This is a genomic window from Geitlerinema sp. CS-897, assembly GCF_028368005.1.
Classification (GTDB): Bacteria; Cyanobacteriota; Cyanobacteriia; order Cyanobacteriales; family Geitlerinemataceae; genus Baaleninema; species Baaleninema simplex.
This window is the reverse complement of the sequence record NZ_JAQNCQ010000340.1, coordinates 1-10,973: the sequence shown is the minus strand read 5'-3', so window position 1 is coordinate 10,973 and position 10,973 is coordinate 1. Positions and strand designations below refer to the sequence as shown.

Below are 10,973 nucleotides of genomic sequence, written 5' to 3'. Positions count from 1 at the left end.
GGGAGAGGGGGAGAAGGGGAGAGGGAGATTTCACATTACCTCCTTACCTCCTCACCTCATCTCTTCAATTCTTTTAAAATGAAATCGGAATTCGAGGAGAACGTCAACGACCCGACACTGACCCTTCGGGTACAGTGCGGGGCTCCTAGCGGTTAAGCTGAAAAGGATGGAGTATTACTCCCACGACTCCAAAACTGCCAACCAATTTTGCAACGCCGAGACGATTTGTTCTCGTCTGGCCTCGAAGGTGGCGGCGACCCAAATCAGAATTAAGCCGAACGCCAGGCCGCCCAGCCATTTCGAGAAGGAATACATCGCGCCGAGGAGAACCAGTTGATGAAAAATCGCGATCGCAAATACGGCGGTTCCTACGAATAGAAACGCCCGCACCCGGAGAATCGCCCCCAGCAACAAACACCCCAAACTCAAGGCTGCAACGACTAGCCAAGGCGTACTCTCGTAGGCGGCGGCGAAAAACACCCCTAAGATGGCGATACGGAACAGATGGCGGAACGATCGCTGTTTTCCTTGGCGGAATGCGGGATCGAAGGCTGCGAGGTAAAGGAAAGACAACATCGGCGGTGTCGTCCACGCCAGCAGGTTTTCAACGTCCCACACCCGAAAGCCGCGAAATAGCAAAACGTTCGACACCCCGATTCCGATATAACTCCAGCGCAGCGATCGCTCTAAAATCGCCAACACCCCGTAAAACAGGGCGATCGCCCCCAAACTCACCGGATGGATCGTTTCGATCGTCACCCACGCCACCACCAAGGGCAAACCCCGCGAAACCCGATACCAGGGACGGTTCGGCCAACCCCAACTTTGCCAGGGGAGAATGCGGAAAAAGTAGGCCAGTAACGCCGCGATCGCGCCGTACCAGGGCAAAAGAAAGTTGTTCCATCCCAAACTCACAACGGCAAAGGTCGAAATCCCCAAGCCTTGTAACACGCCTAAATACACCCACAAGGCGGCAACGCTCGAACGGTTGGGTTGGCGTCCTTGGACTAAGGCATAACGAGTTAAGACGATGCCTGCCCCCAACGCCAGCCACGGCAATTTCACCGGAAAGGCGGCGGCCGTTGCCAGAGATACCGTTCCTATGAGCCAATGGCTATGGGCGAACAACTTCACCGTACCGGGAACCAGTCCGAAATACCGCGCCAGTTGAGGAAGCAAACGGCGATAGAGAGTGAGAATACCGACGCTTAAGGCAGCCGCAGACACCCAGCGATCGCCCGTTGCCAATCCCCCCAGTTGGGCGCACAACAGTTCGTAAGCCGACGCGGAAACCCCCGCTAAACCGAGATACACCAAGGGTTTAAACGTCGCTTCTCGCCGTCCGAGACCCAACAGAACGACGGAAAATCCCAGGGTAATCAGTCCCGTTTGCGGGCCGAATTGGGTCGATCGAAATAGAGTGGCGGCGATACCGTACAGGATCGGAATTGCATAAAAGCCGTAAAGCCGATCGCGATCGCCGTGACGACGCAACCACCAATCTCCAAACACCTGACTCAGCAATCCCAAGCCGATATTGGCCACGGCCAGGGCAAACCAAGACGGATTTAAAACGCCCAAGGTTTCCACCGCCAACACTTCTAACCCCCAAGCCAAACCGTATAAGCCCCAGTTCGAGAGATAGGGGGTTTGACGAAAGGCGATCGCCCCGATGGTGACAGCAGAGGCTAAAATCGCCCAAACCGAGGGTTCGACCGCCCATCGCTGATACACCAGAAACGAGTGCAGCGTTAACACGAACAGTTCCAAGACACACAATCCCATCGCCCAGGCGTCCGTCCCCGGAAGGTACAACGCCGACAGTCCGCCGCCGCGCCAGTCTCGCCAACGCCAGAGTCCCCACAATGCCAAGGGTGCGATCGCCCCCACGACCAGCCAACCGTCAAAGGTCAGGGGAAAGGCTTCCCACAGCGTCAGAACTGTTAAGACGACGCCGAATCCCACCGCCACCGTTGCCGGATTCGATCGCTTCAAGACGCGCACGTTAACCAACATCAGGATCGCCGCGATGCCCAAACTGACGAGGCGCAACCCCGGAACCATGTAGGTTAAGGCTTGGGCGGAGATCGCACCGCCGATGCTCGATCGGGCTGCCAAAATACGATAGCGAGGCGACCCAAACCGCGCGATCGCCGTCAACGCCACGGGAATCGCCCACCACCACAACACCCACAACGAAGGACGGACGAGTTCGGTCGCGGCCAGAAATACCAGAAAACTGAAACTTCCCAGCACGTATCCGGCATACCAGGCGCTGGTTTGCCAGAGCGTTTTCAGCGAAGATGACGCCGAAGCGGTGCGATGGGGCGGTAAGTTTGCCCCTAGCCATTCCAGTAAGGTCGCAACGAGGGCAATTTCTCCCCAATCCCACAGGGATAAGGTAGGAATTTTCCAGTACAGCAGCGACGCCAACCCCGCGATTCCCAAACCTTGCGTGACATAGGCCAACTGTTGCACCGGATAGCGACGGTGGGTGACGATACCGAGGGTCGAAGCGGATAAGACGAGGGCGATCGCTCTGACTCCCGGATGCGCCATGCCGATCGCGACGAGAAACGTTCCCCAGCCCAAGGCCAGCACGTCGCCAAACTTCGCCAGTTCGGTGTCTCTGACCGAATCTCGACGGCGCAACCATGCTGTTATCCCCAACATTGCCCACAAATAGGGAAATCCCGCTAGACCGATCGAGGCGAAGGTCGCCCCAGAAATTCCTAACCCGTCGAGGAGTGGCTTCGTCGCCTCTGGCGGAAACATCGACCCCGCTAAGCTGTAGCCAATTAGTCCCACCCCCAGCAACATCGCCAAATCGCGATGTTTACCGAAACGACACAGGCGATCGAACAGTCGATGCAAGGCCGAAACCACGACGCCGAGAGCTTGCCAGGGTTGCGATACGACGGACGCGGCAAACCCCGCCGCCATGACGATACCGCCGACGAGTCCGCGTTTGGTTAGATTCGGCAGTTCCGTCAGACGCCATCCCGCCAATCCCAACGCCAACCCCAAGGCGTTCAGTTCGGGTAACGCTCGAACGAAGAGTGTCGCCAGGGCAAACAGAAGCAATCCCGGTGACGGATTTCGGGTCGTTTGCCAGCCAGCGGTTAGAATCCAGATCCCGGTTCCGACGTACACCGCCGCGACGGGGACTCCCAGGAGATGGGTTCCCCCGTGTAGTACGCTTAGCAGTAATAGCAGTACCGTATCGATGCGATCGAGTTCTTGACTGGCGAGAGCGATCGCCCCCAGCGATAGAGTGGCGATCGCCATCGTTCCCATCCCCAGCAGCGTTTGCCAGAGAGTGAATTCGTCCATCGCCCAAAAGTTGAGGGGAATCAGACACAACGCCACAATTTGCAGGGTTTGGGCAGTCAAACGGAGTTTTGCGCGAGGTTGCGTCCAGCGACTCGCCAGCCAAAACAGCATCGTGTATCCCCACAACACGCCGTATTGTCCCGAGGCGGGAAACCGTTCCCATTGACTGGCTGCCAGCAATCCCGACGATACCAGGACGACGAACACTCCCAACCACAGCAGCCAACGAACGCTCAGTTCTTCTTTTAATGCCTCAGACCACTGACTCAATCGGGAGGGTTTGCGAGGGGTTGGCGTTAGTTGCGGCGTCGGCGACGGTACGAGGGGTTTTGGGATCGGCGGACGAGTGGGTTCGGGGAGGACACTGGAGAGATATCGCTGACCTAAGAATTTAACTTGTTCGTCGGCGATCAAGCCCAGTTCGAGCCACGCGTCGAGTCCGTCGAGAAAGCGAGGATGGGAGGGATCGACGCTTAGATTCAGGTGTTGGGGAAATTTGGGATCTCGGGAACGGCGAGGCTGCGATGACATAGACGTTTCTGGTGATGCTGCGAAACGATAGTTCCAACGTATCCGCAATGTTACGGAATCGGTACGATCGCGCGACAGTTCGAGAATTGGAGAATTGTTGGGTATTGCGCCGAAACCCCATGCCAGATACTCGGTCAGATCGTCAGATCCCCGGCATCTCCCAAGATGCCGGGGATCTAGTCAGCGAACCCCTCAGACATTAAAACTGCAAGCCAACGCCACCTTGCACGGAAACGCCACTTCCCCCGTCTTCGTAGCCGTCGAAGGCAATAATCGCGTTACCGAACACCGTCAGTTGACTGCTGGGGAGCGCGTGATCGATACCGGGTTGTAATACGAACGCGGTCGAATCGCCAACCGGGGTTTCGTCGCCTCCGGTAAACGAAACGCCTGCGCCGATGTAGGCTTCTGTTTGCCAGTTCAGCGGGATATCGTAAGATACCGTGGGAACGATCGCCACGCCGCTACCGACGAGTAACTGAGTCCGAAACGAAATCGGCAGTTCGAGAATACGATAGCGAAACGCCACAGCTCCCGAAGCATTCGTTCCGTCTCCGAAGCCGACACTTCCTCCGACGCCGACATAACTGCCGTAGGCGGCTTGAGCCGAGGCAGGCTCGACGTAACTCACCGCCGTTACCCCTAACGCTAGGCTACTGAAGGCACTGAGCCAAAGCTGTGTTGCCGATTTCATGGCGTTGTTCCTCACACCTTGGGGTTCAATAAAGTCTGACCGATTCTAACAAACGATTTCTCGGCCGCGATCGCCACTGACGATAGAGAACGGCGTTCGGGGTGCGTTCGTGCTGTCTGAGAACGCCACGGAACTCATGCCAACTCTGCCATAGAAAAATCCCACCGATACGGTGGGATGTCATTAACAGGAGCGAAGAGTAACGTTCGTTCGCACCTTAGACCTTCTGAAAACGCTTCGATTTCGGGAAAGTCGATCGTTTCGAGACGTTACTGAACGAACGGGCGATCGCTCGTCCCAGGTGCGATCGGGACAAGCAGCAACTGGGATAAGTCAGCACGAAAACTACCTCAATGATGCGAAAAATAGGGCAAAATCTCCCACTCGCTGAGTTTGACCGTGCCAACTTCCCATTTTTCTAGGTCTAGCCTTAGATTACCCAGATTTTCCCTTAGAACGAACACCAAACGGCAACTTTTTTTCAAAACTTTCAAAAAAGTGCGATCGAGGGGTTGACATTCTTGCATACTACATACATAATACAAATGCGGGTGGTTATCCGAAAGGGAGCCACCGAACCATCCTTGTACGGTGCTTGTCCTGCGGGAACGAAGTATTGAGGATTATCGCGCTCCAACGGAGATGTTAGAGAGGGAATAAAATCCATTTCTCTAACATCTCTAGTCCACAAATTTGCCTAAAACATTTGAATTGTTTGGAGCCAATTATGCGGCGGTAGCTCAATGGGTAGAGCAATGACATTCCTTATTCAAAACTTGCTCTTTGGAGACGCAGAATGAGGGTTATCGGCTGTTAACCGAAAGGTTGGAGGTTCGAGTCCTTCCCGCCGCGTTTACAGTGAGCAGTGAAGAGACAGGGTAGGGTGTGTGACGCAGCTAAAAATTTGACTGAAATCCAGTAAATTTCGTATTACTGCGCCACACATCACGCCAACCAACTTTAAAATACGCTAAAAATTGTTTTGCATGGGGTGGAAATGTCCTTGTTAAGTGATTTGTCCGAAAGGAACGATGTAACGAGGATTATCGCTGGTTTAGTAGGTTCAAATCCTTCTCCACCCCCCTCTTTTCAGAGTAGAGGGAAGAGGGTAGAGTGAAGAGTGATGGTTTTGGGGTGTCAGTGTGAAGAGTCAGGTTTATGATAAGGCGTTTAAGTTTGCAATTCGGATTGTTAATGCTTATAACTATCTGGTTCGAGAGAAACACGAACAGACATTATCTAAGCAGCTTTTGAGAAGTGGAACGAGTGTTGGGGGGAATATTGCTGAAGCTCAAGGCGCTTTTTCTAAGGCTGAATTTGCTGCCAAAATGTCCATCGCGTACAAAGAATGTCTGGAAACTAAATATTGGCCATCTCTTCTCAAAGAGACGGGTTACATCAATGTTGACGCTTTTAACAGCATTTATGCTGAGGCCGACGAAATCTCTAAAATTTTATCTGCCATCGTAAAAACTAGCCGAGAAAACTCCTAACACTCTTCCCTCTTCCCTCTTCCCTCTTCACTGAACATGGGGTGGGTTGCTAGTGGAAAAGCACCAAATTTTGCCCTTCGGGGACGATGCGTTGAGGGTTATCGTTCTTTAGTCGAACACCTATTCCCTTACGCCCGGAGATTGCAGGTTCGACTCCTGCTCCACCCCCCTCTTTTCAGGGAAGAGTGGAGAGGGAAGAGTGAAGAGTGACAGGGTGTGTGACGCGGTCATAAAATGTCTGGTGTTGACAGTAACGTGAGGTTTTCCGCGTCACGCACCAACTAATAGTCACGCTGTGTTTTTTTACAGGTTTGGAAGTGTTTTTGCCCGGAAATGGTGAGGAGGCGATCTATGAATTATAAGTTTTATACGCAGCCGACGCGGACGCCTCAGAGTCAGCCGATTCCGGGGCGGGAAAAGGAAATGATTCGCGGACGGTCCGGCGGGTATATGTTCGATGCGGGACTGTGGGCGATGGTGCGTCGCTGTTTGTTGGTGGGTACGGCGCAAAGTACGTACTACGCGAACAAGCGGGAACTGACTAACGAGTTTGTGGACGTGCTGTTTCAGGCGATTGATGAAAACCCGGAACGGGTGGCTCGTGAAATCGTCTACGCCAGTGACGGGCGATCGCTCAATAACAGTGCGCCGATCTTTGCGCTGGTGTTGTTGTCGATGGGTGAATCTCGCGCGGCGAAACAGGCGTTTTCGGACATCTTTTTGAAAGTCGTGCGAACGGGAAGCCACTTCTATGAATGGCTGAGTTACACGAAATCCGTACGCGGGTTCGGGAAAGTCGTGCGCGAAGCCGGTCAGTCTTGGCTGTCTCGCAACGACGCGAAACGCTTGGCGTATCAACTGCTGAAGTATCAGCAACGTCATGGGTTTTCTCACCGAGACGCGTTGCGCCTGTTCCACGTCAAACCCCTGACGGAAGACCACGATCGCTTGTTCGATTGGGTCGTCAAAGGATGGGACGAACTCCCCGAAACGCCACCGTCGGACGCATTGGCGCAGGTGTGGTGGTACGAATGGCTCAAACGCCATCCCGATCGCACCCACGAGGCGATCGTCGGAGGTCGGTTGACTCACGAAATGGCTGCCCCAGTGGGTAATATGGACGCGCAAGCGTGGCAGCTACTGTTTGAGGGAATGCCGATCGGGGCGATGTTGCGAAACCTGGGATCTCTGACGGAGTTAGGGGTTCTGGGGACGGGAACGCGTCAGAATCTCGATCGCGTCGAGACGGTTCTCAACTCTGCGACGCACCTGCGACGGGGACGCATTCACCCGATCGATGTCTTGAAGGCGTTGAAGACTTACCAGTCTGGGGGTCGCCTCGGACGCAGTCGGAAAACCTGGACTCCAGTTCAGCGTGTGGTGGACGTTCTCGAAAAAGCGGTGGAACTGTCCTTTGAGGTGATGGAACCAACCGGAAAGGTGTTTCTGCACGCGGTGGACATCTCGAGTTCGATGTCGTCCTACACCGTCAGTTCGGTGGGGTTGACCTGTTGCGAAATTGCAGCGGCGATGGCGTTGGTGACGGCGAAAGCCGAGAAAAACTACGTCATTCGTGGGTTTTCGACGGACTTTAAGGATTTAAAGATTTCTCGTCGAGATTCCTTCGGGACTGCGCTGAGTAAGGTCAGCAACCAGAACTTCGGCGGAACGGATGCGTCGGTGGCTTACGACTGGGCGATTCGTCACAGTTTTAAAGCAGACGTCATCTGTTTCTGGACCGACAGCGAAAGCTGGGCGGGTCGCCGTCACCCGACGGAGGCGTTGGCGGAATATCGCCGCAAGGTGAATCCGAACGTGAAGGCGGTTTATGTCACTCTGGCACCGTACCGAATTACGTTGGTCGATCCTAACGATCCGCTGTCTTGGGATATGGGAGGGTTCGACCCCGGAACGCCTCGGCTGATTCAAATGTTGGCCGCTGATGAATTGTAGTTGTTTGCTTGGTTCGGCTGGGCGATTCTTTCGGGAATCGCCCTTTTTTTGGGTTGACGATCGCTCGACAGTGTTCACCCCAACGATAGAATGGTAGTGCTGCATTTTAATGATGCGGGTCGGTCACAATCCTTCCGTGGCAAGGATTCAAAAACCAAAGTAGCATTACTCCTCATGACTACCGAATAGACAAGCTACGCTCTTATCAGTAATTTAGGCGATCGCCTACCTACGCAATCTTACGCAGGTATACGGAAACTCGGAATCACAATACTGTAAAAATACAGTGTTAAAATACAAGACCAACTAAATATTGTTATTAAAGTTTAAAGTATGCCGATCGCCCCCCTCAACACCGGCGATCGCGTCGCATTTTTGGGATCGATCTCGATCGCCGTGGGGGAGGTTCTTGAGGTATGTCGTACGTCCAAGCGATCTCAGATGACGGCGTCCTACGATCGTCCTTTGGCTCTGGCTTGTTTGAGCATATCGATTAGCGTATGGTGGGCATCGTCTGCGTTTTTGAGATCGCGATCGAACCCGATACGAACGGGAACGGTATCGCTGTCCGTTCTGACGCGTAGGTTCATCCCTTGCGGGTCGATGGCTTCCATGACAGCCGATGTAGCCTCGGGGCGATCGCCATACACGCGAGCGTACAACAACACAGCATCGGCGTGGTCGTCGTTCATGTGCTTGCAAATGCGATCGCTGACGGCTGGAGTAATCGCTTCGTCGGTCATAGGTGTCGTTACTGCTAAACGTCCAATTCACCCTTAAGCTTACCGGTTAGAACGGGTGGCGATCGCCTTCCGTCTGGCTTATATCACCCTTAGTATCACTACTGATGGAACGAAGTCCTTCTAAAATTCAAGTTGCGATCGTCTTAGCCCTTGGCATTCTCGCCGTTTCGACAGCAGCTATCTGGGTTCGCATCGCCGTTAACGCAGTAGGCGAGGGAAGCGTGGGACTGAGTCTCGTTCTGGCGGCGTCGCGGCTACTCGTGTCGTCGCTGCTGCTGATACCGACGTGGTCGAAAGTTCGCTGGAAAACCGTTCCCGAAGCCTTGGGGTTAGCTGTCATGGCGGGGGTATGCTTGGCGGCTCACTTCGCCACCTGAACGACATCGCTGTCTTACACGTCGATCGCGGCGGCGAGTACCATCGTGACCAGCAATCCTTTATGGATCGTTTTGTTATCGTGGTGGTGGTTTGGAACCCGCATCTCGCGACGAACGGCGGTGGGTATCGCGATCGCCCTGGTTGGGGGAATCGTGGTGGGAACTAGCGAGGTGGGCGAAACGTCGATTTCGACGAACCCCCTGCTCGGAAACGCGCTGGCCTTGCTCGGGGCTTGGATGGTGAGTTTGTACTTGCTCCTCGGACGGGAAGCCCAGCGTCGAGGCTTGGGAACGACAGGATATATTGCGATCGCCTATACAGTCGCCGCTGTGATTCTAGTTCCGACGCCGATGGCCTTTGGGGCGAGTTATCTGGGGTATCCCTGGCCGGTGTACGGTGCGATCGCCTTAATGGCGTTACTCTCTCAATTAATCGGCCATACCAGTATTAATTGGACAGTTCGCTGGGTGTCACCGACTCTCGTAACTTTAGCGATTTTATTAGAACCCGTCTGTTCGAGTTTGTTAGGATATTGGGTGTTTGGAGAAATCCCATCTTTAGGCGTGTTTGTCGGTGCGATCGTCCTTTTAATGGGAGTTGCGATCGCAGCCCTCGATTTATCTCGCAGTTAATGCGATCGCGATCGCAATTTTAAGTGACAGCGATCGCTAGATCCAACGGTTTCGATCCTGACGTTCCGGAAAAAAATTGGCATCCTAGTAAATAGGAAGAAGAGTAGGACAACGGCAGGTCGCATGAACGAGCAATCTTTAAAAAAAAATAAGGTAAAACGACGCGATACCGACATCCGCGTCTTATCCGCAAACGAAATTTACCAGCGCGATACGCAGAAATTCTTGAATTCAATGACCCATCTGTTTGCGACAGATTTACTGGTCTCGATCGTAACGGCGAGTCGTTAGTCAATTCGAGTGCTGAATTTTAAAGTCCCTTTAGCAGCGCTAACAAACCCTCTCATTATTCCTCAAGAGAGGGTTCGTTTTTTTAGCTTGCCATTTAAAACTTTTTCGATAAGATCGAGTATAGCTCGAGCGATTGCGACGTTAGACTTAACTCAAATTATTCAAACATAGGGTGCATCTCAATTTTGCAATATAACAGTATGACTTTGTTTGCGGATTGTTTTCAATATGAATCATTGCAGTATGGGGTTTTCAGCCGATCTGTTTCCGCAAACCATTTAGGATTGCTATAGGTTCATAGAAACTCCAATAAACTCAGAGAGAAAAAGCGCCATTGAGATAAGCACAGCGATGTTTGAGTAGTTTGGGAACATTATCTTTCGACCATTGCGCTCCAGGTAACTTAACTCGAAGAGCAATTTGTTTGACTAAAGACTCGACAGCCCCCGAACCGATAGACCCCCCATCTGCCTGTCTAGCTTTATAGTTAATAAGACAAGTGCGATGCTTTTTTAGATATTGCCAAAACTCTCTAGCTCTCAGACCTTTTTGAGTTCGGAGATAATCGAAAGTTTGAGAAATTTGACCCGTCCAAAGTCGATGACAAATCGTAGCTTTTTGTTGAGGAGTTCCTCTAATTTTGTGGGCATTCTCCATTAAATGATACCCATCCAGAATTTCTTCCCGTTCTTGAACTGTCCCGATCTGGGCAAAAATATTCCAGACTCCGTCGTGTCCATCACCTAAACAAGCGAAGGGGGCAGCTAAGGGTTGAGCTTTTACCCACGATAACAAACCCTCATTATCCTTAAAATAGGCAATTTTTACTGGCTCTTCCGAACTTAAGATGCAGAATCAATCTGAAAAAATCATAGAAAGCTGACTCCTAAGCTCAAAGTTGCAGAAATTACGAAATCCATAAGCT

The 10,973-nt window shown here is 52.7% G+C and carries 7 protein-coding genes, 2 tRNA genes and 1 pseudogene; 5 read left to right on the top strand and 5 right to left on the bottom strand.

The window, feature by feature from the left end; all coding sequences use genetic code 11:
- Positions 1-174: 174 nt before the first annotated feature.
- The 3 genes from POG22_RS21695 to POG22_RS21685 all read right to left on the bottom strand — a co-directional run bounded on the left by POG22_RS21695 (position 175) and on the right by POG22_RS21685 (position 4,742).
- Entirely contained in the window at positions 175-3,864 is a 3,690-nt protein-coding gene (locus POG22_RS21695; RefSeq protein WP_498907090.1) for a hypothetical protein, read from the bottom strand.
- Positions 3,865-4,063: 199 nt separating this feature from the next.
- Positions 4,064-4,558: a hypothetical protein gene (locus tag POG22_RS21690; protein ID WP_017663001.1), complete on the bottom strand. Its 495-nt coding sequence runs from the start codon at positions 4,556-4,558 to the stop codon at positions 4,064-4,066.
- A gap of 25 nt (positions 4,559-4,583) precedes the next feature.
- The gene (locus POG22_RS21685) at positions 4,584-4,742 is read right to left on the bottom strand and encodes a hypothetical protein (RefSeq protein WP_498907089.1); all 159 of its coding nucleotides are present in this window, start codon (positions 4,740-4,742) and stop codon (positions 4,584-4,586) included.
- Positions 4,743-5,287: 545 nt separating this feature from the next.
- On the opposite strand from POG22_RS21685, the gene POG22_RS21680 reads away from it, so the two are divergent.
- The 4 genes from POG22_RS21680 (at position 5,288) to POG22_RS21665 (ending at position 8,004) form a co-directional block, all read left to right on the top strand.
- A tRNA-Asn gene (locus POG22_RS21680) sits at positions 5,288-5,410 on the top strand.
- 290 nt (positions 5,411-5,700) lie between these two features.
- Positions 5,701-6,051 carry a four helix bundle protein gene (locus tag POG22_RS21675; RefSeq protein WP_498907088.1) on the top strand — a complete coding sequence of 117 codons (351 nt, stop codon included), beginning with the start codon at positions 5,701-5,703 and terminating at the stop codon, positions 6,049-6,051.
- Between the two features lie 39 nt (positions 6,052-6,090).
- A tRNA-OTHER gene (locus POG22_RS21670) sits at positions 6,091-6,219 on the top strand.
- Positions 6,220-6,402: 183 nt separating this feature from the next.
- The gene (locus POG22_RS21665; protein WP_498907087.1) at positions 6,403-8,004 is read left to right on the top strand and encodes a TROVE domain-containing protein; all 1,602 of its coding nucleotides are present in this window, start codon (positions 6,403-6,405) and stop codon (positions 8,002-8,004) included.
- A gap of 452 nt (positions 8,005-8,456) precedes the next feature.
- Here the strand turns inward: POG22_RS21665 and POG22_RS21660 are convergent, their stop codons facing one another.
- Positions 8,457-8,747, bottom strand: coding sequence for a DUF2470 domain-containing protein (locus POG22_RS21660; RefSeq protein ID WP_017663293.1), 291 nt, complete (start codon positions 8,745-8,747; stop codon positions 8,457-8,459).
- 104 nt (positions 8,748-8,851) lie between these two features.
- Between POG22_RS21660 and POG22_RS21655 the strand changes: the two are divergent.
- Positions 8,852-9,757, top strand: a pseudogene (locus tag POG22_RS21655) (DMT family transporter).
- A 606-nt stretch (positions 9,758-10,363) separates the two neighbouring features.
- On the opposite strand, the gene POG22_RS21650 reads toward POG22_RS21655, so the two are convergent.
- Positions 10,364-10,843, bottom strand: a complete 480-nt coding sequence (locus tag POG22_RS21650; protein WP_498907086.1) for a hypothetical protein — start codon at positions 10,841-10,843, stop codon at positions 10,364-10,366.
- Positions 10,844-10,973: the final 130 nt, after the last annotated feature.